Genomic DNA, 23,567 nt, shown 5'->3' with positions numbered 1-23,567 from the left:
ATAAGAAGACGACGTCGGAGCGGACCATGGCCGGTCATTCGCAGTTCAAGAACATCATGCACCGCAAGGGCCGCCAGGACGCGGTTCGGGCGAAGCTGTTCTCGAAGCTCGCGCGCGAGATCACAGTGGCGGCGAAGGCCGGGCTGCCCGACCCCAACATGAACGCGCGGCTCCGCCTCGCGATCAGCGCCGCCAAGTCGCAGTCCATGCCCAAGGACAACATCGAGCGCGCCATCAAGAAGGCCTCGGGCGCCGACGGCGAGAACTACGAGGAGGTCCGCTACGAGGGCTACGGCCCGGGCGGCGTCGCCGTCATCGTCGAGGCGCTGACCGACAACCGCAACCGCACCGCCTCTGCCGTCCGCTCCTACTTCACCAAGTCGGGCGGCGCGCTGGGCGAGACCGGCTCGGTCGGCTTCATGTTCAACCGCGTGGGCGAGATCGTCTATCCGGCCAAGGCCGGCACCGCCGACGCCGTGCTCGAGGCCGCGATCGAGGCCGGCGCGGAGGACGTGGAGTCCGACGCCGAGAACCACGTCGTCACCTGCGCCTTCGAGGACCTGAACGAGGTCTCCAAGGCGCTCGAAGCGGCGCTCGGCGAGGCGGAGAGCACCAAGGTCGTGTGGCGCCCCACCACCACCACGCCGCTCGACGAGGAGAAGGCGGCCTCGCTGCTCAAGCTGCTCGACGCCTTCGACGACGACGACGACGTCCAGAACGTGTTCGGCAACTACGAGATCTCCGACGAGATCATGGCGAAGATCAGCGGCTGAACGGTCCTCGGGCCGTCGCCCTCCGGCCAAGCCGGAGGACGACGCCTTACGATCTTCCGTCGCGGAACTTGATGCGAATGCCCGGTCGCCCTGCAGCTGCGGCCCTCCTCCGCTCCCCCGGCATGGACGCGGCCAGCCGACGCGGTTAGAAGACGCGCCCCCGTCCCAGCACCGGCGCATTCCATGACCGCCTGCGGCCTCGATTTCGGCACGTCCAACACCACGCTCGGCCTCGCGGGCGCGCAGGCCCGGCTTGCGCCGCTCGAAGGCGACGAGCTGACGATCCCGAGCGCCATCTTCTTCGCGCCCTCGGGCGAGTCCCGCGTCGGCCGGGCGGCGCTCGCGGCCTATCTCGCCGGCGAGCCGGGCCGGTTGATGCGCAGCCTCAAGTCCGTGCTCGGCACCGCGCTGATCGACGAGGCGACGGTGATCGGCCGCGAGCGCGTGAAGTTCCGCGACGTCGTCGCGCGCTACCTCGCCATCGTGAAGCGCCGCGCCGAGACGGCCTCGGGCCGCGCGCTCCACGCCGTCGTGCATGGCCGTCCCGTGCACTTCGTCGACGGCGACGCGGAGGGCGACGCCCGCGCCGAGGCGACGCTGCGCGAGATCGCGCTCTCGGTCGGCTTCAAGGACGTGTCGTTCCAGTACGAGCCGGTGGCCGCCGCGCTCGACTACGAGCGCGAGGTCGCGCGCGAAGAGCTGGCGCTGATCGCCGACATCGGCGGCGGCACCTCGGACTTCTCGGTCATCCGGCTCTCGCCCGACCGGCACGGCCGCGCCGAGCGCGGCTCGGACATCCTCGCCAACGACGGCGTGCGCGTCGGCGGCGTCGACTTCGACCGCCGCTTGAGCCTCGGCGCGGTGATGCCGCTGCTGGGCCTCGGCTCGCCCATGAAGCGCAAGGAGCTCGAGGTCCCCTCGACCTATTTCCACGACCTCGCCACCTGGTCGAGCATCAACAAGCTCTACGACGGCCGAACCGCGCGGCAGGTCCGCGAGGTCCGGCGCGAGGCGGCGAAGCCCGAGCTGCTGGACCGCCTGCTGACCGTGATCGAGGCCGAGGCCGGCCATGGCCTCGCAGCCGACGTCGAGGCGGGCAAGATCAGGCTCTCCGACGCCGAGCGCGCGACCTTGCCGCTGGACGTGGTGGAGAGAGGTCTCGCGGCGGAGCTGACGCGCGACGGCTTCATCGCCCACACCCGTCACCAGTCGGAGAAGATCACGGCCTGCGTGGCGAGCTGCCTCGCGAAGGCCGGCGTCGGCGCCGGCGAGATCGACGCCGTGTTCCTCACCGGCGGCTCCACCCGCGTGCCGCACGTGCGCGCCGCGATCCTCGGCGGCCTGCCAGGCGTCCGTGTGGTGGAGGGCGACGTCTTCGGCGCGGTCGGCGCCGGCCTCACCCTCGAAGCCGCCCGCCGCTATGGGGCGATGGCCGCGGCGTAGACGGGCGCGAAGCTCGGCTCCATCACTTTCAAATGACCCGCAACGTCGTAGTCCCCCTCTCCCCTTGCGGGAGAGGGTAGGGGTGAGGGATCGTCCGGGACGACCTCCAACGTTCAGGATGGCCCGGGCGACCCCTCATCCGGCCGGCGGCTGACGCCGCCGTCCACCTTCTCCCGCAAGGGGAGAAGGGAAGAGCGCGCGGCTTCGACGGCGGAGCTAGGCTGGTCGCGGGGGGATGATGCGCGCCGTCGCGGTCCCCCTCTCCCCTTGCGGGAGAGGGTAGGGGTGAGGGGTCGTCCGGGACGCCCTCCAACGTTTCAGGATGTCCCGGACGACCCCTCATCCGGCGCTTCGCGCCACCTTCTCCCGCAAGGGGAGAAGGGAAGGGAGGTTCGAGGCGGAAGGGCTCCGGAATTTCCGCCGTGGCGGACGTTCTGCTTGTGTTCCGTAAACCTTCGGCCGTTACATCGGTCGTCATGAGCCTCGCACCGATTCGCATCCTCGGCGTCGACCCGGGCCTCCGCCGCACCGGCTGGGGGATCATCGTCGCCGAAGGGTCCCGCCTGTCCTTCGTCGCCGCGGGCGTGATCACGCCCGACGACACGCGCGATCTCGCCGACCGGCTGGCGGCCCTGCACGCTGGGCTCTCCGCCGTTCTCGCCGAGCACGCGCCGCACGAGGCGGCGGTCGAGGAGACCTTTGTCAACAACAACCCGTCGGCCACGCTCAAGCTCGGACAGGCCCGCGGCGTGGCGATGCTGGTGCCGGCGCTCGCGGGGCTCGCGGTCGCGGAATACGCGCCGAACCTCGTGAAGAAGACCGTGGTGGGCGCCGGCCACGCCGAGAAGCGGCAGATCCAGGCCATGATCGCCATCCTGCTGCCGAAGGCGACCTATAAGGGAGCCGACGCGGCCGACGCGCTCGCCGTCGCGATCTGCCACGCCCAGCACCGGGGCGCCCGCGCGCGCCTCGCGGCGGCGACGAGGATGAGCGCATGATCGGCAAGCTCACCGGCACGGTCGACTCCGTCGGGCCCGACTGGGCAATCCTCGACGTCGGCGGCGTCGGCTACCTCGTGCACTGCTCCGCCCGCACCCTGCAGCGGCTGCCGAAGGCCGGCGAGATCGCGCGGCTCTCGATCGAGACCCATGTGCGCGAGGACCGCATCCAGCTGTTCGGCTTCATGGCCGATCTGGAGCGCGAGTGGTTCCGGCTGCTGAACACGGTGCAGGGCGTCGGCACGAAAGTGGCGCTCGGCGTGCTGTCGGTGATGGACGCGTCGGATCTCGCGACCGCGATCGCCCTACAGGACAAGGCGGCGATCTCCCGCGCGCCGGGGGTCGGCCCCAAGGTCGCCATGCGCATCGCGGCCGAGCTGAAGGACCGCGCGCCGCTGTTCGCGGACGTCGACCCGGCGCTCGCGCGGTTCGCCGGCGAGGTCGCGGAGGCCCGCGGGCCTCAGCCCGCGCGCGACGCGGTCTCCGCCCTCGTCAATCTCGGCTACGCCGCCCCGCAGGCCAGCGGCGCCATCGCCGCCGCGCTGAAGACGGCGGGCGACGGCGCGACCACGGAGCAGTTGATCCGGGCCGGGTTGAAGGAGCTGGCGAAGTGAGGCTTAGCCTCCGGAGAGAACGCCTCGATAGATGTCCGCGAGGGGGAGCTCGACGCCGAGCGCGTCGAGCTTGACCACGCCGTCGAGGCCTTCAAACAGCCGAAGGCCTGACCAGACGCCGCCCTCGCGGTCGAAAACCTCGATCATGGGCCGATCGCGGGTCACCAGAACGTAATGCTGAAGCGAGGGAAGGCGCTGGTAAACATGCCATTTCTCGAACCGGTCACGCGCCTCGGAGCCGGCGGACATCACCTCGAACAGGACGACGGGAGCGTCCGTCGACGTCGCGCCCGGGGTAAGGTCGCCGCAGACGACCATGACGTCGGGAAGCGTGGCGGCCTCCAGCTCGGCCTGCTTCATGAAGAAGGTTTCGGCGAAGACCTGGCAGCGCGAACCGGCGGCGTCGAGCCGGTTGCCGAGATGGCGCGCGATGTTCTGTACGATGCGCGCGTGCTCCCAGCGCGCGCCGACCATCATGCGCACGACGCGCCCGCCGATCAGCTCCCACTTCTCGTGCGCAGGCTTGTCGGCGAGCAACTCCTCGAAGTCGTCGAGGGACATGTACTCGTATCCCGGCGTCTCGGCGCGGAGGGGCATGGCCGTGTTTCCTGAAGTCCGCGGATACCGTATCACGGGTTCTCCTCCGCCGCATCGAACGGACGCATGACCGCCCAAAGCCCCGTCCGCGACCCGCATCTGCGCGACGACGACCTCGACCTCGAGGCGTCGATCCGGCCGCAGACGCTCGCCGACTTCACGGGCCAGAAGCAGGCCCGCGAAAACCTCTCGGTGTTCATCCAGGCCGCGAAAGCCCGCGGCGAGGCGCTGGACCATGTGCTGTTCGCGGGGCCGCCGGGGCTGGGCAAGACCACGCTCGCCCAGATCGTCGCGCGCGAGCTCGGGGTCGGCTTCCGCGCCACCTCGGGGCCGGTCATCGCCAAGGCCGGCGACCTCGCGGCGCTGCTGACCAACCTCGAGGAGCGCGACGTGCTCTTCATCGACGAGATCCATCGCCTCAATCCGGCGGTGGAGGAAATCCTCTACCCTGCGATGGAGGACTTCCAGCTCGACCTCATCATCGGCGAGGGCCCGGCCGCCCGCTCGGTGCGGATCGACCTGTCGAAGTTCACGCTGGTCGGGGCGACGACCCGCGCGGGCCTGCTGACGACGCCGCTGCGCGATCGTTTCGGCATCCCGATCCGGCTGAACTTCTACGAAGTCGACGAACTGGAGCTGATCGTGCGGCGCGGCGCGCGGGTGCTGGGGCTGCCGATGCGGCCCGAGGCGGCGCGGGAGATTGCGCGGCGCTCCCGCGGCACGCCGCGCATCGCCGGCCGCCTGCTGCGCCGGGTGCGCGACTTCGCCGCGGTGTCGGGCGACGCGGAAGTGACGCGCGAAAGCGCCGACCGGGCGCTAAGATTGCTCGACGTGGACGACCTGGGCCTCGACGCCATGGACCGGCGCTATCTCTCGATGATCGCGACCCACTACAACGGCGGCCCCGTCGGCGTGGAGACCATCGCGGCCGCCCTGTCGGAGCCGCGCGACGCGGTGGAGGAGATCATCGAGCCCTATCTCATCCAGCAGGGCTTCATCCAGCGGACGCCGCGGGGGCGCATGCTCACCGCGCACGCCTTCCGGCACCTGGGGCTGAGCGTTCCAAGCGCCACGTCGCAGGCGCCGCTGTTCGACCTCGGCGAGGACTGATGACCGCTAATCTCGACGACGGCCTCGGGGGGCGCCTCGAAGGCGTCCGCCATGTGCTGACGCTGCGCATCTACTACGAAGACACCGACTTCTCCGGCGCGGTCTACCACGCCAACTACCTCCGCTACATGGAGCGCGGCCGCACCGAGATCCTGCGGGCGATCGGCTTCGACCACCGCAAACTGTGGGAGACCGTGCGCGAGGGCTTCGTGGTGCGCCGGATGACGGTGGACTACCTGCGGCCGGCGCGGATGGACGACGTCGTCGCCATCACCACCTGGGTGCACGACGTGAAGCAGGCGTCGCTGACGCTGGGCCAGTCCGTCACCCGCGACGGCGAGACGCTCGTCACCGGCCTCGCCGTCTGCGCCTACGTGCGCGAGGGGCGGCCCGTGCGGATGCCCGAGCGGATGCGCAAGGAGATGGCGCGGACGGAGTAGCGGCGGCCGCGCGTCAGCCCCGCCGCGCGCGCGCCAGCATGTTGCGGAAGCCGCGCGACTGCGGGTCGACCACCGCCATGAAGATCGTCGAGTTGCAGAGGTTCTTGCGACGGACGATCGCGATCACCACCCCCCAGAGGCCGCCGGAGCTGATCACCGGCCCGCCGGAATCGCCGCGGCACACCGCGCCCCCGGTCGTGCCGAGGGCGACCGCGGTCGGGCCGTCCGTCACCACCTCGGCGTTCACGCGGGCGAAGCGGAGCTGACCGGCGGAGGCTTCGTCGGCCGGCGTGCGCAGGCCCGCGCCAGCCAGGATCGACTTGAGCTTCGACGCCTCGACCGGACGTTTCGCGAGCGCGATCGGCCGGCGGCTCTTCGGAGCGGGCGTGGCGAGCTTCAAGATCGCGAGATCGGCGCCCAGCAGGTCCGGCCGCGGGTTCTCCGCGTCGCCGCGGCCGGCGAAGTCCGGATGCATGGCGCCGGCCGCGACCTCGATCGTCTCGGCGATCCGGTTCGAGCGGTCGAAGAACTGCGCCACCACGAGGCTCGGGCCGCCGAGGTCGGCCAGGCAATGCCCGGCGGTCAGCACGAGGTCGCGATCGATCAGCACGCCGGTGCAGTTCGCGACCTGCGCGCGGTTGCGGGCGGTCGGGGTCAGGCTGGTGATGAACACGGTCGCGCGCGTCAGCCGGTCGCCCGCCGGCGCCGGCGATCCGCCGGACAGCGCGAGCGCCGGGGTCGCCATCACGCCTGCGGCGGCGAGGGCGGCGAAGGCGCGGAGCAGGCTGGAACGCATGAACACAAATCCGGATCGGGCGCCGCCAGGGCGAGGCTGCGGGCAGGTCTCGAGCGCCACCATGGCACGTCGAATCCCAAACGTCCGTTCACGCCGGGCGCCCCGGCGTTTCGGCGGAGGGTCTGTGTCCGTCGGGCGACAACCACCACCCCGGGCCGGTTCAGTCGACGGCGGCGCGCATGCGCCGGAAGCCGTCGGAGGCCGGGTCGACCGGCGTGACGACGATCCGCGCGCCGCAGCCGCCGCGCGCCTTGAGGATCGCCGCGACCACGCCCCAGACCGCGCCGTCGCGCGCCACGGGGCCGCCGGAGTCGCCGCGGCAGGCGGGCCGCGCGAGGCTCGCGAAGGCGATGCGCGGGCCCTCGCCGGTCGCGAAGCGCACCTCGGTCGCCGCCGTGAGCTTGAGCCGGCCCGAGCGTGCGTCGGCGCCTGGTCCGTCGCGGCCCGTCCCCGCCGCGAGCGACGGCGCTCCCGCTGAGGCGGGCGCAAGCGCGAGCGGCCGCGCGGCCGCCGGCGCGGCGAGCTTCAGGAGCGCGAGATCGGCGGCGATCTCGGCGCGGCGCGTGGAGGGATCGCCGGCCCGCTCACGCCAACCGACGACGTGGTCGGGATGCCGCGCGAACCGCACGACGCGCAGCGGCGGCGCCTTCGGCCGGTCGCCGTCATAGGCGAAGGCCGCGACCTGGGAGGGGGCGGCGATCCCGTCGAGGCAGTGGCCGGCGGTCAGCACGAGGTCGGGCGCGATCAGCGCGCCGGTGCATTCCGACACCCGCGCGCGCCCGTCCGCGGTCGGCGCGATCGCCTGCACGGCGACCGTCGCCGCGCCGAGGCCGTCGTCGGCTGCGAGCAGGGGGGCCGCCGGGAGGGCGAGGAGGAAAGCGGCGGCGAACGTGCGGAACATGGCGGGACGACCTCGGTGCGGCGCGATGCTGCGGCGCAAGCGCCACAGCCCGGTTTGGTAACGCGTCATTAACCCTGACAAGTCATTAACGACGTGGGGAAGCGGGTCCGGGTCGCAGTTTCAACACATTAGCGCGCGACTAGCGCGGACGCTCCGAGCCCGACGTCCCGAGGATGACCGGCGCTGCCGGCTTTCTTCCAAGCCGCCCGCGCGGCGAAACGCGACGCCCGCCACACCGGAGCGTGGAGACGACCGGACGATGCCTACGCCAGACATGTCGCTGTGGGGCCTATTCCTGCAGGCCCACTTCGTCGTGAAGTTCGTGATGCTCGGACTGCTCGCGTCGTCGGTCTGGTGCTGGGCGATCGTCGTCGACAAACAGCTCCTGTTCTCGCGCACCAAGCGCAACATGGACCGCTTCGAGAAGATCTTCTGGTCCGGCCAGAGCCTCGAGGAGCTCTACCGCTCGCTGTCGAACCGGCCGAACACCTCGATGGCCGCGCTGTTCGTGGCCGCCATGCGGGAGTGGAAGCGCTCCTACGAAAGCGGCGGCCGATCGGTCGCCGGCCTCCAGCAGCGCATCGACAAGGTGCTCGACGTCACGATCTCGCGCGAGGTCGAGCGGCTGGAGTCCAAGCTGCTCGTGCTCGCCACCGTCGGCTCGGCCGGCCCCTTCATCGGCCTGTTCGGCACGGTCTGGGGCATCATGACCTCGTTCCAGTCGATCGCCGCCTCGAAGAACACCTCGCTCGCGGTCGTGGCCCCCGGCATCGCCGAAGCGCTGTTCGCCACCGCGATCGGCCTGGTGGCCGCCATTCCCGCGGTCATTTTCTACAACAAGTTCTCCAGCCAGGTGACGCGCCAGGCGAGCCGCATGGAGGGCTTCGCCGACGAGTTCTCCGCCATCCTGTCCCGCCAGCTCGACGAGCGGGGCTGACGCGATGAGCCGCGCGGGAGCGATCTCATGGGCATGAGCGGCAGCGGCGGCGGAGGCGGCGCGCACGGGGCGAGACGCCGCCGGCGCAGCGCCGTCATGTCCGAGATCAACGTGACCCCGATGGTCGACGTGATGCTGGTGCTGATGATCATCTTCATGGTCTCGGCGCCGCTGCTCACCGTCGGCGTTCCGATCGACCTGCCGCAGACCTCGGCCAATCCTCTGAACGAGGAGAAGGAGCCGCTGACGATCACGGTGAACACCAAGGGCGAGGTCTTTCTTCAGGAAACCCCGGTCGCGGTCGAAGACCTCGCGCCGCGCCTCATTGCCATCACGAACTCCGGCTACGAGGAGCGCATCTACGTACGCGGCGACCGCAACGTGAACTACGGGCAGGTGATGAAGGTGATGGGCACGCTGTCCGGGGCGGGCTTCCGTCGAGTCGCGCTCGTCACCGAGCTGGAGCAGGGGAGCTGATCTGACGCCATGCGTGCCGGCCTCGTCACCTCCTCGGCGGCGCACGCCCTGGTCCTCGCCTGGGGGATCTGGAATTTTGGCGTCGCCAAGCCCTTCGACGTCGGGCCGACCGAGGCGCTTCCGGTCGAGATTCTGACCCCGCAGGAATTCGACGCCATGACCAAGGGCTCGAAGACCTCGAAGAAGGTCGACGCGCCCAAGCAGAAGGCCGAGCAGGTCGCGGAGGCCGAGTCCGAGCCGGTCGACGACGATACGCCCATCGCCAAGGAAGACGTGAAGGCCCCTCCGCCGCCGGCTCCGCCCACGCCTGCGCAGGCCGAGGCGCCGCCGAAGCCGGACCCCGCGAAGCTCGCCGCTGAGAAGGCCGCCAAGGCGGAGAAGGCGGAAAAGGCCGCGCAGGAGAAGGCCGCCGCCGAGACCGCCGCGAAGGCGGAGGCCGACAAGGCCGCTCAGGCCAAGGCCGCCCAGGAAAAAGCCGCTCAGGCCGCTCAGGCGAAAGCGGCGCAGGACAAGGCCGCCGCCGAGAAGGCCGAGAAGCTGGCGGAGGCCGCCGACGCCGAACTGCGCGCCAAGGCCGCCGCCGAGAAGGCCGCCGCCGCGGAGAAGGCGGCCCAGGAAAAGGCCGCTCAGGAAAAAGCCGCCGCCGAACAGGCGGCCGCCGAGAAGGCTGCGAAGGAAAAGGCGGACAAGCTCGCCAAGGCCAAGGCCGACGCGGAGAAGGCCGCGAAGGCCGAGGCTGAAAAGCTCGCCAAGGCGGAAGCCGAGAAGCTCGCCAAGGCCGAGAAGGCCGCCAAGGAGAAGGCCGAGGCCGCCAAGGCGGCGAAGGCCGCGGAACGCAAGTTCGACCCGGACAAGATTGCGAGCCTGCTCGGCAACAAGGCTTCGTCCAGCGACAGCGCGCTGAAGGATGTCCGCGATCCCAGCCGCAAGGCCGCGTCCGCGCGCGACGCCGCACCCGAGACCACCGCCGGCACTTCGCGCGGCGCGGCGAGCAAGCTCTCGATGTCTGAGCGCACCGGCATCGACAACGCGGTGCGCGAACAGGTCATGCAGTGCTGGAGCCCGCCGCTCGGCGCGTCCGGCTCGGAGTCGCTCGCGGTCCGCGTGCAGTTCACGCTGAACGCCGACGGCTCGCTCGCCGACGGACCGACGGTTGTGAACTCGTCGTCGCACCCGGCGTTCCGCGCCGCCGCCAGCGCCGCCACGCGCGCGGTCCAGCGCTGCGCCCCTCTGAAGCTGCCGGCCTCCGGATACGACTACTGGAAGCAGGTCACGATCAATTTCGATCCCCGCGACATGGCCGGCGGATGAGCGCTTTCGTCCCGTTCGCCCAGCCGATCGCCCCTCAGAACGGCGCCCTCCGGGGCGCGCCCTCCGCCCGACCGTGCGCGTAGCCCCCGCTCCGCCCATCCTCTTCGTCCTGTCTCCGCCGGCCGCCCCGGCCGCCCGAAACGGATAGCCCTCATGTCGCTTTCACTTGCTCAGCTCCTCCGCGCCCTGGCCGTCATCGCCACCCTGATCGGGCTCGCGGCGATGGCCCCGGCCGCGCGCGCGGACGTGAACATCGACCTCAACCAGGGCAACGTTCAGCCCATGCCGATCGCGATCCCCGAGTTCCTCGGGCAGGGGGCGGACGCCGAGATGGCCCGCAACATCGCGAGCGTCGTCGAGGCCGACCTGAAGCGCTCGGGGCTGTTCGCGCCGATCGACCACAAGGCCTTCATCGAGAAGATCAGCAACACCGACGCGGCGCCGCGCTTCGGCGACTGGCGCATCATCAACGCCCAGGCGCTGGTGACGGGCCGCGTCGTGCGGCAGGGCGACGGCCGCGTGCGGACCGAGTTCCGGCTGTGGGACGTGTTCGCGGGCAACCAGCTCGACGGCCAGCAGTTCTTCACCGACAAGAACTGGCGCCGCGTGGCGCACCTGATCGCCGACATGGTCTACGAGAAGCTGACGGGCGAGAAGGGATACTTCGACACCCGCGTCGTCTATGTCGACGAGAGCGGCCCGAAGGACCGCCGCGTCAAGCGGCTCGCGATCATGGACCAGGACGGCTTCAACTCCCGCTACATCACGGGCGGCGACGAGCTGGTGCTGACGCCGCGCTTTAGCCCGACGAGCCAGGAAATCACCTACATGGCGTTCGGGCGCGCCGAGCCGCGCGTCTACCTGCTGAACATCGAGACCGGCCAGCGCGAGGTCGTCGGCAACTTCCCCGGCATGACCTTCTCGCCGCGCTTCTCGCCCGACGGGCAGAAGGTGATCATGAGCCTGCAGCAGGGCGGCGACTCCAACCTCTACGCCATGGACCTGCGCTCGCGCGCCACCACGCGCCTGACCGACAGCGGCGCGATCGACACCTCGCCGTCGTATTCGCCGGACGGCGCCCGGATCGTGTTCGAGAGCGACCGCGGCGGCAACCAGCAGATCTACGTCATGAGCGCGAGCGGGGGCGGGGCGCAGCGCATCTCCTTCGGCGAGGGGCGCTACTCGACGCCGGTGTGGAGCCCACGCGGCGACCTGATCGCCTTCACCAAGCAGTCCGGCGGCAAGTTCGCGATCGGCGTGATGCGCCCCGACGGCTCCGGCGAGCGCATCCTCACCGAGGGCTTTCACAACGAAGGCCCGACCTGGGCGCCGAACGGCCGCGTGCTGATGTTCTTCCGCGAGCAGGGCGCTGGGCCGAAGATCTACTCCATCGACGTCACCGGCCGGAACGAGCAGGTCGTCCCCACCCCGGGCTTCGCCTCCGATCCCGCCTGGTCGCCCCCGCTGAACTGAGGCGACGGTCTCTGACGAAATGGCCCGGCGCCGCTGGGCCATCCCCTTCCGATGACATGGCGGTCCCGGCGGGTTCCTAGTCTGCGGACTGGGGCGCACGACCGGGCGTGTGTCTCCAAAGACTCAGACGAGCCGAAAACGCGGGCGAGAGCTGGCGCGGCCATCGCTCCGACACGATCGGCCGCGCAGGGTCCGGTAACCAACGTTTAAGCCTAACGGAACCTTCGGTTAACTGGGAGACGGCTATGGTTGCGGCAACCGAAAGCCACAAGGAGTCATCGGGGATGTTGCGTGCCATGCGTATCGGCCAGGGCGGAAAGCTCGCGGCCGCGATCTGCGCGACGCTGCTTCTGGCAGCCTGCGCGAAAAAGGGCGCCGGCGACGGCATGGACGGCATGAACGGGTCGGGCGGCTACGGCGCCGGCGGCCGCGGCGGCCCTCCCGGCAGCCAGCAGGACTTCGTCGTGAACGTCGGCGACCGCGTCTTCTTCGAGACCGACTCGACCGAGCTCACCACCACCGCGCGTTCGACGCTCGACAAGCAGGCCCAGTGGCTCTCGCGCTACCCGCGCTACGGCATCCTGATCGAGGGCCACGCCGACGAGCGCGGCACCCGCGAGTACAACTTCGCGCTCGGCGCTCGGCGTTCGCAGGTCACCCGCGACTACCTCGCGGCCCGCGGCGTCGGCGGCGGCCGCGTCCGCTCCACGTCCTACGGCAAGGAGCGGCCGGTCGCGGTGTGCGACGACATCTCCTGCTGGTCGCAGAACCGCCGTGCGGTTACTGTGCTGCAGGGCGGCGCCGGAATGTGATCGACTTCGGGTCCGGCGGCCGCGGCTTCGGCCGTCCGCCGCCGGACCCGGCCCTAATTCGGCCGAACTGGACGCTTAACCGCGTGAAATCGTTGCTCTATCAGCTCGGATTCGTCGCACCCATGTTCAAAGCCGCGCGCTCACCGTTCGTCCGACGCTTGGCGCTCGGCGCCGTCCTGACGTGCGCGCCCTTCGCCGCCGCGGCGATGGAGGCCGACGCCGGGTCCGCGCCGTCCTGGCTGGAGACCCGCGTCGAGGGTCTCGAGACCAGGCTCGCCTTCTTCGGGGCCGGCCGCGAGGAGCGCCCGGCCTATTCCTCGCCGGTGCAGCCGGCGCAGTCGTCCTCGCTCGCCGACATCGCGGTCCGGCTCGACCGGCTCGAGAACCAGATGCGGCAGCTGAACGGGCGGCTCGACGAAATCCAGTTCCAGACCAAGCGCAACGATGAGGCCCTGAAGCGTTTCCAGGGCGACGTCGACTTCCGCCTGCAGGACCTCGAGAGCGGCAAGGGCGGCGGCGCGAAGCCCGGCAGGCGGGGCGACGCCGGCGGCGGCGCGACGGTCGGCGACCTCGGCGCTCCGCCCGCCGGGCGTTCGTCCGGCGCCGCGCCCTCCAATCTCGGCGCGCCCCGCGGCGGCGACACCATCGGCGGCCTGATCGACGACGGCGGCCCGGGCGACGACCCGAACGCGCCGATGAGCATCCGCCCGCCCGGCGCCCGCCAGAGCGCGGCCGTCGGCCCGACCGGCGCCGTGCCTCAGGGCGGCGGCGGCATGTCGGTCGGCACCGGCGATCCGCGCGACCAGTTCGACATGGGCGTCGGCTTCATCCAGCGCCGCGACTACGAGCTGGCGGACTCGACCTTCCGCGACTTCCTGCGTGCCTATCCCAAGGACCCGCGCGCCGCCGAAGCGCAGTACTGGCTGGGCGAGAGCCTCTACCAGCGCAAGAAGTACACCGACGCCGCGGACAGCTTCTACAAGATCTACGTCGACGCCCCGCAGTCCGCCAAGGCGCCCGAGAGCATGATGAAGCTCGGGATGGCGCTGAACGGCATGGGCAAGAAGGACGAGGCCTGCGCGACCATCGCGGAGGCCGGCAAGAAGTACGCCCGCATCAAGCCGCAGACCGACCGCGAGCTGAAGCGCATCTCTTGCTGACGTCGGGCGGGCCCTTCGCCGGGCTTACGCCGCGCCCTTCGGACGCCTAAGCTGGCGCCGACCACGCGCGAGGAGACCGTTTTCGTGCTCGACGGCCGCTGCGGCGAAGCCGCGCCGCTCGGCGCGGACGAGATCGACGCGCTGTTAACCCCGGCGTTCGCCGAAGTTAACCTCGTGTTGATCGCCGTGTCCGGCGGAGCGGACTCGATGGCGTTGCTCGCGCTCGCCGCCGACTGGGCCGCGACGAGGACCGGAACCCGGCTGTCCGTCGCCACCGTCGACCATTCCCTGCGTCCCGAATCCGCCGCCGAAGCCCGCGCCGTCGCCCTGGCCGCGACCGCGCTCGGCCTGCCGCACGCCCGGCTGGAGGCGCCCTTAGGCCGCGGCGCGCGGGTCGAGGAGACGGCGCGGGACGCCCGCTACGCCGCGCTCTCCGCCCACGCCGCCGCGATCGGCGCCGAGGCCCTCGCCACCGCCCATACGCTCGACGACCAAGCCGAGACGGTGCTGATGCGGCTCGCCGCCGGCAGCGGCCCCGCCGGGCTCGCGGCCATGCGGCCCAAGAGCATGAGGGGGCGGCTGGTCCATCTGCGGCCGTTGCTCGGCGTGCCGAAGGCCCGGCTGGTGGCGACGCTGCGGGCGCGCGGCTGGGGCTGGTCCGAGGACGCCATGAACGCCGATCCCGCCTTCTGCCGCGCCCGCCTCCGCGCCAGCCGCGCAGTCCTCGCGGACGAAGGCCTGACGGCCGAACGCCTCGGCGTCTTCGCCCGCCGCGCCGCCCGCGCGGAGGACGCTCTCCTGGCCGTCGAGGAGAAGGCGGCGGCGGCCCATCTCAGCCTCGCGCCGAACCGCGCCGTCATCGCTCCCGAGGCATCGGCTCTGCCCGCCGAGATCCGCCTCAGGCTGCTCGCCCGCGCGGTGGCCGCGCTCGGGGCCGGCCGCGTCCGGCTCGACCGTCTTGAGCGTCTGTTCGAACGAACCTCCGCGACCGCCTCCGGCGCCGCGACCCTCGCCGGAGCGCGCGTGGCCTGGACCGTGGACGGCCGGATCGTCGTCACCGCGGCGCCGCCTCGCAGGGACGTGGCGTCGGAGCCTAAGCGCGGCTAAGACTGACGTATGACCCGGGTCAGCCGCCTTTTCCGCGCGCTCGCGCTCGTCGCCGCCTATCTGCTGGCGGTCGAGGGCGTCGTCGCGTCGGCCGCCGCCAGCGCCCATGCTGGCCGCATGGCGAGCGTCGACGGCCTGGCCGCGCTCTGCGGGGCGGGTCCGGCGTCGACCGAGGATCCGGCTGCGCTCTGCGCCTGCGACGACCTCTGCCGCCTCCCGCCCTCCGCCGTCCTCGGCGCCGCGTCGCCCGCCGTCGGCGCGCTGGCGACGACGTCGTCAGGCGTCTCCGACGTCGGCGTCGCGAGCGCGATCCCCGGCGCGCCGCGGCGGATGGGCATGGCCCGCGGGCCGCCGGCGCCGGCGCGTCCCGCCTGAGCCACACCCCTTTTCATCCCGCGGAGCCGAGGCGTCAGCCCCTCCGCCCGGAGCACGAGATCATGATCCGCACCGTTATCGGCGCTGTCGCCGCCCTTGGCCTCATGGCCGCCGCCGCGTCCGCCCACGAGTACAAGGCCGGCACGCTCGAAATCGCCCACCCCTGGGTCCGCGCCACGGCGCCGGGCGCCAAGGTCGGCGGCGGCTTCCTGGTCGTCACGAACACGGGCAAGGAGGCCGACCGCCTCGTCTCCGTCGCCGCGAGTTTCGCCGACAAGACCGAACTGCACGAGAGCCTCACCGAAGACGGCGTGGCCAAGATGCGCCCTCTCGTGAACGGCGCCGAGGCGCCCGCCGACGGCAAGCTGGAGTTCACGCCCGGCGGCAAGCACATCATGTTCGTCGGGCTCAAGCAGCCCTTCAAACAGGGTGAGAAGCTGAAGGCCACGCTGACGTTCGAGAAGGCGGGAACGGTCGACGTCGAGTTCGCCGTCGAGGCCGTGGGCTACCGTCCGGCGGGCGAGCCGAAGGGCGCCGAGATGCACATGGGGCACTGAGGCGCGCTGCGGGCTTCGAGGCGCGATTCGTCTCGAAGCCCGCTGGTTCTACGTGGTTTTCTTGCGCCGCGTCAGCAGCGCGTCGACGACGAGCATCGCCAGCAGCGACGCTCCGACGAGCGGGAACAGCGCGCCTGCAACCGCGACGATCGCCACCACGCCGATGGTCGCGCGGCTGTCGAGCGGCGGCGGCGGAATGCCGAGCGAGCCCTTCGGCCGCCGCTTCCACCACATGACGGCGGACGAGACGCAGAGTCCGACGAGGGCGATGCAGACGGCGAGCATGAAGAGCTGGTTCGCCCGGCCGTACTCCTGGCCCATGTGGACGCTGATGCCCCATTCGATCGCCTTGGCCGCCGGGCCGTAGTCGGCGAAGCGCGCGTCGACCAGCGTCATGCCGGAGTACTGGTCAATGTGGGCGACGCGCTGGCCGCTCACGTCGTCGGGGTAGGCCGAGGCGGAGTAGACGCCGTTCGGGCCGGCCGGCAGCGCGAGGCCATAGCCGGCGGGAAAGCCCATGCCCGCGAAGATCGTCGCGGCGGCGTCCACGCCGAGCGGCGGGGCGTCCTGCGGCGTGGACTGCGGCATGGGCGCGGCCTGCAGGGTCCAGCCCGTGCCGGGGATGGCGACGCCGGTCGGCACCGGCGACATCGGGATGTTGGCGCGGACGCCGCTGGGGTAGCCGCCGCCGGTCTGGAACAGCACGGTCTTCAGTCCCGCGCCCCACACCAGCGACCACGGCATGCCCGTGAGCGCGAGGAAGGCGATGAACAGCCCCGCGAAGGCGCCGGTGACGGCGTGGAGGTCGCGCCAGAACACGCGCTTCGCCGGCGTCGCGCGCACCGTGACCACGCCGCCGCGGTGGCCGCGCGGCCACCACAGGTAGATCCCCGTCGCCACCAGCACGATCGCCCAGCCCGCCGCGATCTCGATCAGCGCGTTCGCGGGGCGCCCGAACAGCGCCAGCGAGTGCAGGCGGCGGACATAGCCCATCACCGAGCCGCCCTCGGGCAGGGCGCCGAGGACGCGGCCGTCGTAGGGGTCGACGTAGACGATCTCGCCCGGACCGTGGCCGCCGCGCAGCGTCACCTCCGCCGAGCCGTCCGGCGTCGCCGGCCCCCGGAAGGCGGCGGCCTTGCCGGGACGGCCCTGGACCGCGGCCGCGATGATGTCGCCCGGCGGCAACGGCGCCGCCGCACGCGCCTCGACGGTCTTGAGATCGGCGTAGACCAGCCCGTCGATCTCATCGCGGAACAGGTAGGCGCCGCCGGTGACCGCGAGAATGAATAGGAAGGGGAGCGTGAACAGCCCGGCGTAGAAGTGCCAGCGCCACACGGCGCGGTAGACGTTCTCGCGCGTTACGGCGGCGCGGGCGGGCGCTTGCAGAGTGGCGTCGGTCATCGGCGGCGGGCTCCCCGGATCAGCCGTTCGCTAGCATAAGTCGGGCCTTGGTGGGATGCGACCTGTGCGGAGGTAAGCGGTTCGCCGCGAAACGCTCACGCAGCGTTATCCAGAAGCAATCCGCCTTCCACCCGCGCATGCGCCCCCCGAATCCGCTAGAGATGGCGGGTGTCCTCCGCCGCCCTGACGTTTCCGTCGTCCGTCGCCCTCGAGCCCGCGCTCGAGGCGGAGAAGCGGCGCGTGCTGAAGACCGCCTTCGGCTTCGACGAGTTCCGTCCCGGCCAGGAGCGCGTGATCGACGCGCTGCTCGCCGGCCGGGACGTGCTGGCTGTGATGCCGACCGGCGCGGGCAAGTCGCTCTGCTATCAGGTGCCGGCGCTGGTCTCCGGGGGGCTCGCGGTCGTCGTCTCGCCGCTGATCGCTCTGATGGACGACCAGGTCGCGGGGCTGCGGCTCGACGGCGTCTGCGCCGAGGCGATCCACTCCGGGAAATCCCGCGACGAGAACGTCGCCTCCTGGCGGCGGGTGGCCTCGGGCGAAGCCAAGCTGGTCTACATGGCGCCCGAGCGGCTGATGACCGAGCGCATGCTGGGGGCGCTCGGCCGGCTGCCGGTGTCGCTGGTGGCGATCGACGAGGCGCACTGCATCTCGCAATGGGGCCACAGCTTCCGCTCGGAGTACCTCACGCTCGGGCGGCTCAGGGACGCGCTGCCCGGCGCCCGGATCGTGGCGCTGACCGCGACCGCCGACGACGCCACCCGCGCCGATATCATCGAAAAATTGTTTTCGGGTAAGGCGGACTCCTTCGTGTCCGGTTTCGACCGCCCCAACATCGCGATTTCCGTCGCCGACAAGCGCGACGTCGGGACCGCGATCGAGCGCTACGTGACCGCGCGGCCGGGGATGAGCGGCGTGGTCTACCGGCTCTCGCGCAAGAAGGTCGAGGAAACGGCCGCGAACCTCCGGAAGTCCGGCGTCAACGCGCTCGCCTACCACGCGGGGCTCGAGGCCTCCGAACGGGCCGCGGCGCAGGAGACGTTCCTGGCCGAGCCCGGCATCGTCATGGTCGCGACCGTCGCCTTCGGCATGGGCATCGACAAATCCGACGTGCGCTACGTCGTCCACGGCGACATCCCGGGCTCGCTCGAGGCCTACTACCAGGAGATCGGCCGCGCGGGCCGCGACGGAGCGCCCGCTGAAGCGCTGATGTTCTATGGCCTCGAGGACGTGCGCACCCGCCGCCGCTTCATCGACGAGCAGGAGAGCGACGACGAGCGCAAGCGGGTGGAGGCGCGCCGGCTCGACGCGCTCGTGGGCTTCTGCGAGACCACCTCCTGCCGCCGCCAGACCCTGCTCGCCTACTTCGGCGAAACCACCGCCCCGTGCGGCAACTGCGACGTCTGCCTCGACCCGCCGGAGGTGATCGACGGCACGCGGGAGGCGCGGCTGCTGCTGGGCCTCGTCGCGGCCACCGGCGAACGCTTCGGCGCGGCGCACATCGTGGCGCTCGCCGTCGGCCACATGTCCGAGACGGTGGAGGCCCGCGGCCACGACCGTTTGCCGGGCTTCGGCAAGGGCGCCGAACGGCCGGCGGCGGAGTGGCGCGGCATCGTGCGGCAGCTCGTGGCGCTGGGCGCGCTCAAGGTCGAGGCTGGCGCCTACGGCGGCCTGCAGCTCAGTCCGAAGGGCGGCCGCATTCTCGACGGCGCCGAGACGGTGACGATCGCCAAGCCCAAGGAGAAGAAGCGCGAGCGCCGCCGCATGGTCGCCGAGAGCGCCGGCTTCGACGGGGTGGACGGCGAACTCCTCGGCCGCCTCAAGGCGTTGCGGCGTGAACTCGCGATCGCCCGCGCGGTGCCGGCCTACGTGATCTTCGCGGACCGCACGCTGGTCGAGATGGCGGCCACCAAGCCGCAGACCCCGAACGCGCTCGCCCGCGTGAAGGGGGTCGGCGCGGCGAAGCTCGACGCATTCGGCGACGTGTTTCTGAAGGTTCTGAACGGCGGGTAAGGCGACGGCGGTAGGGGTCCGTCGCCCTGGCTCATCTAACGCGCCGTGATCGAACGCGCGTCGTAAAACGCGCCGTCATGGTCCGGCTTGACCGGACCATCCATGTCCGAGGCAGAGCTCCACGCCTGCGATGGGTCCTCCGGTCAAGCCGGAGGACGACGGGGCGCTTTACGTCCGAAGTCTCTTCCGCCTTCTACGGCGTGGCGCACGTCAGCTCGTAGAGCGCGATTCCGCTCGTCGTCGCCACGTTCAGGCTGTCGAAGCCCGTGGCCATCGGCACGCGCGCGGTGGTCGTCCGCGCCATCAGATCCGCGGGGAGCCCGGGGCCTTCCGCGCCCAGCAGCAGCGCGGTGCGGGGCGCGGGCGGAACCGCGGCGATGTCGTGCGTCCCCGCAGGGCTCAGCGCCAGCGTCCGAAATCCTCCCGCCGCCAGCGCGTCCAGCAACGCGTGTCCCGAACCGCCGCGGGCGAACGGCAGGACGAGGCTCGCGCCGACCGACACCCGGATCGCCTTGCGGTAGAGCGGGTCGCAGCTGGTCTCGTCGAGCAGCACCGCGTCCGCGCCGAAAGCCGCGGCGTTGCGGAAGATCCCGCCGACGTTGTCGTGATTCGCGACGCCGACCAGCGCGACGACCAGGGCCTTCGCCGGCAGGCGCGCGAGCAGCTCCGCTGCAGTTTCGGGCTGCGCACGGCGGGCGATGGCGAGGACGCCGCGGTGAATGTGGAAGCCGACCACGGCGTCCATCACGACCTGTCCCGCCGCGTAGACCGGGATCTCGGGCGGCAGCTTCGTGAGCAGGTCGCCGAGCGCATCGAGCCGGTTCTCGGCGATCAACAGGCTTTCGGGCGCGTGGGCGGAAGGCGCGCCGCGTCCGCCCTCAATCAACAGGCGCAACACCACCTCGCCCTCGGCGACGAAGCGCTCGCCGCGCCCCACCACATCGCGCTCGCGCACCGCCCGGTAGGGGGCGACGCGGGCGTCGTCGGGGTCGGTTATGGGGATCGAAGTCATGGCGCGGCCTCGCGGCTCACCCCGCCAGCTCCTCGCGCATCATCTCGAGCTCGAGCCAGCGCTCCTCCGACGCGGCCTTTTCGGCCTCCGCTTTCGCGAGGTCGTCGCTCGTTTTAGCGAAGGCCTTCGGGTCTTTGGCGTAGAGCTGAGGGTCGGCGAGCTTGGCGGCGAGCTTCGCGATCTCGGCCTCGAGCGTCTGGATGCGCTTGGGCAAGGTTTCGAGCGCGTGCTGGTCCTTGAACGACAGCTTCTTCCGCGCGGCGGGCTGGGCGGAAGGGGAGGCCGCGCCCTTCGTGCGGCCCAACCCCTGCTGCGCCGCCGGTCCGCGCGCGTCGACGCCGCGGCCGCGCTGGTTGACCATGTCGGCGTAGCCGCCGGCATACTCCTGCCAGCGGCCGTCGCCCTCGGAGGCGATGACGGCGTCGACCGTGCGGTCGAGGAAGTCGCGGTCATGGCTGACGAGGATCACGGTGCCGGGATACTCGCCGATCATCTCCTGCAGCAGGTCCAGCGTCTCAAGGTCGAGGTCGTTGGTGGGCTCGTCGAGCACCAGCAGGTTCGAGGGCTGGGCCAGCGCGCGGGCCAGCAGCAGGCGGCCGCGTTCGCCGCCGGAGAGCGCCGAGAGCGGCGAGCCGGCCTGCTCCGGGCCGAACAGGAAGTCCTTCATGTAGGATACGACGTGCTTGGTCTGGCCGCCGACCTCCACCGTGTCGCCGCGGCCATGGGTCAACGCCTCGCGCAGGGTGGTCGAGGGGTCGAGGCTCGCGCGCTTCTGGTCGAGGGTCGCGATCTCGACGTTGGCGCCGATCCGGATCACCCCTTCGTCCGGCGCGAGCGCGCCGGTGATGAGGTTCAGCAGCGTGGTCTTGCCCGCGCCGTTCGCGCCCACCAGGCCGATGCGGTCGCCGCGCGCGATGCGGGTGGAGAAGTCCGCGACGATCGGGCGGTCGTCGTAGGCCTTGGAAACGTTCTTCGCCTCGACGACCAGCGCGCCGGAGGTCGAGCCTTCGGTCACCGTCAGCTGCACCGACCCTTGCGCCTTGCGCTGGGTCCGGCGCTTCTCGCGCAGGTCGTCGAGCGCCCGCAGCCGTCCCATGTTGCGCTTGCGCCGGGCAGTCACGCCGTAGCGCAGCCAGTCCTTCTCGCGCTCAATCTGGCGGTCGAGCTTGTGGCGGTCCAGTTCCTCCTGGGCGAGCTGCTCGTCGCGCCAGGCTTCGAACACGCCGAACCCCTTGTCGAGCTTGCGGGTGCGGCCGCGGTCGAGCCAGAGCGTCGCGCGGGTGAGCGTCTCGAGAAAGCGGCGATCATGGCTGATGAGCACGAGCGCCGAACGGGAGTTCCGGAGCTCCGCCTCCAGCCATTCGATCGCAGGAAGATCAAGATGGTTGGTGGGCTCGTCCAGCAGCAGGATGTCGGGTTCGGGCGCGAGCGTGCGGGCGAGCGCGGCGCGGCGCGCTTCGCCGCCCGACAGCGTGGCGGGCGCCTCCTCGCCGGTGAGGCCGAGCGCCATCAGCAGGTAGGACGCGCGGTGCTCGTCGTCGCCGGGGGCCAGCCCGCCCTCGACATAGGCGCGCGTGGTGGCGAAGCCCGAGAGGTCGGGCTCCTGCGGGAGGTAGCGGATCGTCGCGCCGGGCTGCACGAAGCGCGAGCCGCCGTCGGCCTCGACCAGCCCGGCCGCGATCTTGAGCAGGGTGGACTTGCCCGAGCCGTTGCGGCCGACGAGGCCAAGGCGCTCGCCGGCCGAGACCGAGATTTCGGCGCCGTCGAGCAGCGGGCGGCCGCCAAAGGTGAGGCGGACATCTTTGAGCAGAAGAAGGGGAGGAGCCATGGGCGGCAATTAGGCCCACGCGGCACGCGCCCGCAAGGGCGTCAGCGCTTCGCGGTCTCGGAACGCGCCATTCCGATCTTTGGCTCCTCGGAGGCCAGCGCGACTTCGAACTCCACGCGGCCTTGGTCCCATTCGCCCACCGCGCTGCCGATCTGCTCGGTGTAGGCGCGGATCAGCCGCAGCGGCAGGCCGGTCGTGGGCAGCCAGTTCTGGTTCTGCGATTCGATGATCAGAGCCAGGCGCCGGCCGGGGCGCTGGACGATCGAGAGCGTCGCGTCGCCGCCGGCCGCGGCCGCGGCGCTCAGCAGCTCCATCACCAGCAGCGACAGAGGCACCGCGCGATCCAGATCGACTTCGCCGACCGGGCCGGGCGTCAGGATCGTCACCTCGAAGCGGCGTTCGCCCACGGCGTCGCGCGCCTGCAGCGCCACATCGCGGATCAGTTCGCCCACCTCGACGTGGCCGATCTCGCCGCTGGCGTAGGACGCCTTGTAGGCGGCGGCCATCGCGCGCACCCGGTCTTCCGGCGCGCGCAGCACCGCCGACAGCGACTGCGGCGCTTCCTGCCGCTGCAGGGCGAGCAGGCTGGCGATCATCTGGAAATTGTTCTTCACCCTGTGATGAAGCTCGCGCAGAAGCCGGTCGCGCTCGTCGAGCGCCGTCGTCAGCGCCTGCGACCGCTCCTCGATCCGCCCCGACATGGCGTCGAGCGCGTCCCCAAGGCGCGCGATCTCCAGCGGCGCCTTCTCGAAGTCCACGGCGCGCACGTCCATCCGGTCGCCCTGGCTTGCTTCAGCGGTCACGCGCAGCGCGCGAAGCCATTTGAGGACGAAGCGCTCGATGCCGAACAGAACGAGGCCGATGCAGAGCAGGCTCATCAGCGCCGGCATGCCCAGCGCCAGCAGGAGCCACTGCGTCTGGCGTCGCCCCATAAAGTCGAACGGCGCGGCGGCGATCGCCACAGCGTCGCTTCCCGGCACCGGAGCGAGCGCGTAGCGATAGGGCCGTCCGTCTGCGCCACGCGCCTTTCGGATCCGCGAGTCGCTGGCGAGCGGATCGCGAGGCGCTCCGTCCGGCGGCAGCCACGCCCCCCCAAACGACGAGGGCGAGTCCTCCGCGAGCACCTGACCGCTTTTATCGAGGATCGCGGCGGCGATCATCGCTCGGGAGTCGCCGTCTTGGAACACGATCCGCCGGGCGTCGTCGTCGAGCCGGCTCTCAGCGGCGAGCCCCTTGGCGCGCGCGCCCACGAGGTTCGCGGCCTGAACCAGCCGGTCGCGATCGACCAGATCGGCCGCCCGGAAATCGCGCACGCCGATCCATACGGCGAGAACGATCACCGGGAGATTGGCCGCGATCAGTAGGAGCGCGATACGGCTGCGCAGCGTCTTCAACACGGGGGGCACCGGACCGGCGAACGAGCGTCGAACGGCCT

At 71.4% G+C, this 23,567-nt stretch carries 23 protein-coding genes; 16 read left to right on the top strand and 7 right to left on the bottom strand.

Annotated elements, in window-relative coordinates:
• Window positions 1–26 precede the first annotated feature (26 nt).
• From JOD31_RS13815 to ruvA, 4 genes are all read left to right on the top strand, one after another.
• Entirely contained in the window at window positions 27–773 is a 747-nt protein-coding gene (locus JOD31_RS13815) for a YebC/PmpR family DNA-binding transcriptional regulator (protein WP_204950917.1), read from the top strand.
• 183 nt (window positions 774–956) lie between these two features.
• Window positions 957–2,216 carry an Hsp70 family protein gene (locus JOD31_RS13810; protein WP_204950916.1) on the top strand — a complete coding sequence of 420 codons (1,260 nt, stop codon included), beginning with the start codon at window positions 957–959 and terminating at the stop codon, window positions 2,214–2,216.
• A 476-nt stretch (window positions 2,217–2,692) separates the two neighbouring features.
• On the top strand, window positions 2,693–3,214 hold the full coding sequence (ruvC, locus tag JOD31_RS13805; RefSeq protein ID WP_020186394.1) for a crossover junction endodeoxyribonuclease RuvC: 522 nt from the start codon (window positions 2,693–2,695) through the stop codon (window positions 3,212–3,214).
• Window positions 3,211–3,828 (top strand): Holliday junction branch migration protein RuvA, encoded by a 618-nt coding sequence (gene ruvA, locus JOD31_RS13800; RefSeq protein ID WP_204950915.1) that lies wholly within the window; start codon window positions 3,211–3,213, stop codon window positions 3,826–3,828. Before ruvC ends, ruvA begins: the two co-directional genes overlap by 4 nt.
• Window positions 3,829–3,831: 3 nt before the next feature.
• Here the strand turns inward: ruvA and JOD31_RS13795 are convergent, their stop codons facing one another.
• Window positions 3,832–4,425 (bottom strand): Uma2 family endonuclease, encoded by a 594-nt coding sequence (locus JOD31_RS13795; RefSeq protein WP_246482502.1) that lies wholly within the window; start codon window positions 4,423–4,425, stop codon window positions 3,832–3,834.
• A gap of 66 nt (window positions 4,426–4,491) precedes the next feature.
• Between JOD31_RS13795 and ruvB the strand changes: the two genes are divergently transcribed.
• Entirely contained in the window at window positions 4,492–5,535 is a 1,044-nt protein-coding gene (gene ruvB, locus JOD31_RS13790) for a Holliday junction branch migration DNA helicase RuvB (RefSeq protein WP_204950914.1), read from the top strand.
• Window positions 5,535–5,975, top strand: a complete 441-nt coding sequence (gene ybgC / locus JOD31_RS13785) for a tol-pal system-associated acyl-CoA thioesterase (protein WP_204950913.1) — start codon at window positions 5,535–5,537, stop codon at window positions 5,973–5,975. The genes ruvB and ybgC overlap by 1 nt, the downstream gene beginning before the upstream one ends.
• A 13-nt stretch (window positions 5,976–5,988) precedes the next feature.
• Here ybgC and JOD31_RS13780 read toward each other — a convergent pair whose 3' ends face one another.
• Together JOD31_RS13780 and JOD31_RS13775 are read right to left on the bottom strand one after the other, a co-directional pair.
• Window positions 5,989–6,771, bottom strand: a complete 783-nt coding sequence (locus tag JOD31_RS13780) for a S1 family peptidase (RefSeq protein WP_204950912.1) — start codon at window positions 6,769–6,771, stop codon at window positions 5,989–5,991.
• Window positions 6,772–6,931: 160 nt separating this feature from the next.
• A complete protein-coding gene (locus JOD31_RS13775; RefSeq protein WP_204950911.1) occupies window positions 6,932–7,672 on the bottom strand; it encodes a trypsin-like serine protease in 741 nt (246 codons plus the stop codon).
• Between the two features lie 259 nt (window positions 7,673–7,931).
• On the opposite strand from JOD31_RS13775, the gene tolQ reads away from it, so the two are divergent.
• The 9 genes from tolQ to JOD31_RS13730 all read left to right on the top strand — a co-directional run bounded on the left by tolQ (window position 7,932) and on the right by JOD31_RS13730 (window position 15,881).
• A complete protein-coding gene (gene tolQ, locus JOD31_RS13770; protein ID WP_024816461.1) occupies window positions 7,932–8,609 on the top strand; it encodes a protein TolQ in 678 nt (225 codons plus the stop codon).
• 27 nt (window positions 8,610–8,636) lie between these two features.
• On the top strand, window positions 8,637–9,086 hold the full coding sequence (gene tolR / locus JOD31_RS13765) for a protein TolR (RefSeq protein ID WP_204950910.1): 450 nt from the start codon (window positions 8,637–8,639) through the stop codon (window positions 9,084–9,086).
• A gap of 9 nt (window positions 9,087–9,095) precedes the next feature.
• Window positions 9,096–10,397 carry a cell envelope integrity protein TolA gene (gene tolA, locus JOD31_RS13760; RefSeq protein WP_204950909.1) on the top strand — a complete coding sequence of 434 codons (1,302 nt, stop codon included), beginning with the start codon at window positions 9,096–9,098 and terminating at the stop codon, window positions 10,395–10,397.
• A gap of 153 nt (window positions 10,398–10,550) precedes the next feature.
• A complete protein-coding gene (tolB, locus tag JOD31_RS13755) occupies window positions 10,551–11,870 on the top strand; it encodes a Tol-Pal system beta propeller repeat protein TolB (RefSeq protein ID WP_204950908.1) in 1,320 nt (439 codons plus the stop codon).
• A gap of 296 nt (window positions 11,871–12,166) precedes the next feature.
• Window positions 12,167–12,682: a peptidoglycan-associated lipoprotein Pal gene (gene pal / locus JOD31_RS13750; protein WP_204950907.1), complete on the top strand. Its 516-nt coding sequence runs from the start codon at window positions 12,167–12,169 to the stop codon at window positions 12,680–12,682.
• 122 nt (window positions 12,683–12,804) lie between these two features.
• Window positions 12,805–13,842, top strand: a complete 1,038-nt coding sequence (gene ybgF, locus JOD31_RS13745) for a tol-pal system protein YbgF (RefSeq protein ID WP_204950906.1) — start codon at window positions 12,805–12,807, stop codon at window positions 13,840–13,842.
• 84 nt (window positions 13,843–13,926) lie between these two features.
• Window positions 13,927–14,949, top strand: coding sequence for a tRNA lysidine(34) synthetase TilS (gene tilS / locus JOD31_RS13740; RefSeq protein ID WP_204950905.1), 1,023 nt, complete (start codon window positions 13,927–13,929; stop codon window positions 14,947–14,949).
• Window positions 14,950–14,958: 9 nt separating this feature from the next.
• Entirely contained in the window at window positions 14,959–15,324 is a 366-nt protein-coding gene (locus JOD31_RS13735) for a hypothetical protein (protein WP_204950904.1), read from the top strand.
• Between the two features lie 62 nt (window positions 15,325–15,386).
• Entirely contained in the window at window positions 15,387–15,881 is a 495-nt protein-coding gene (locus JOD31_RS13730) for a copper chaperone PCu(A)C (RefSeq protein WP_204950903.1), read from the top strand.
• Between the two features lie 48 nt (window positions 15,882–15,929).
• Here the strand turns inward: JOD31_RS13730 and JOD31_RS13725 are convergent, their stop codons facing one another.
• Complete coding sequence (locus tag JOD31_RS13725) at window positions 15,930–17,282, bottom strand: PepSY-associated TM helix domain-containing protein (RefSeq protein WP_204950902.1); 1,353 nt, start codon at window positions 17,280–17,282, stop codon at window positions 15,930–15,932.
• A gap of 168 nt (window positions 17,283–17,450) precedes the next feature.
• Here JOD31_RS13725 and recQ point away from each other — a divergent pair, with 168 nt between their 5' ends.
• A complete protein-coding gene (recQ, locus tag JOD31_RS13720; RefSeq protein ID WP_204950901.1) occupies window positions 17,451–19,292 on the top strand; it encodes a DNA helicase RecQ in 1,842 nt (613 codons plus the stop codon).
• A 193-nt stretch (window positions 19,293–19,485) separates the two neighbouring features.
• Here recQ and JOD31_RS13715 read toward each other — a convergent pair whose 3' ends face one another.
• From JOD31_RS13715 to JOD31_RS13705, 3 genes are read right to left on the bottom strand one after another with little or no spacing between them, the layout of a single operon-like run.
• Window positions 19,486–20,304 carry a TrmH family RNA methyltransferase gene (locus tag JOD31_RS13715; RefSeq protein ID WP_204950900.1) on the bottom strand — a complete coding sequence of 273 codons (819 nt, stop codon included), beginning with the start codon at window positions 20,302–20,304 and terminating at the stop codon, window positions 19,486–19,488.
• Window positions 20,305–20,320: 16 nt separating this feature from the next.
• On the bottom strand, window positions 20,321–22,132 hold the full coding sequence (locus JOD31_RS13710) for an ABC-F family ATP-binding cassette domain-containing protein (RefSeq protein WP_204950899.1): 1,812 nt from the start codon (window positions 22,130–22,132) through the stop codon (window positions 20,321–20,323).
• Window positions 22,133–22,173: 41 nt separating this feature from the next.
• Complete coding sequence (locus JOD31_RS13705; protein ID WP_271206188.1) at window positions 22,174–23,529, bottom strand: histidine kinase dimerization/phosphoacceptor domain -containing protein; 1,356 nt, start codon at window positions 23,527–23,529, stop codon at window positions 22,174–22,176.
• Window positions 23,530–23,567 lie beyond the last annotated feature (38 nt).

The sequence above is a fragment of the Methylopila capsulata genome (genome assembly GCF_016907975.1).
Taxonomy (GTDB): domain Bacteria; phylum Pseudomonadota; class Alphaproteobacteria; order Rhizobiales; family Methylopilaceae; genus Methylopila; species Methylopila capsulata.
This window is presented reverse-complemented; position numbering and strand designations above follow the sequence as displayed.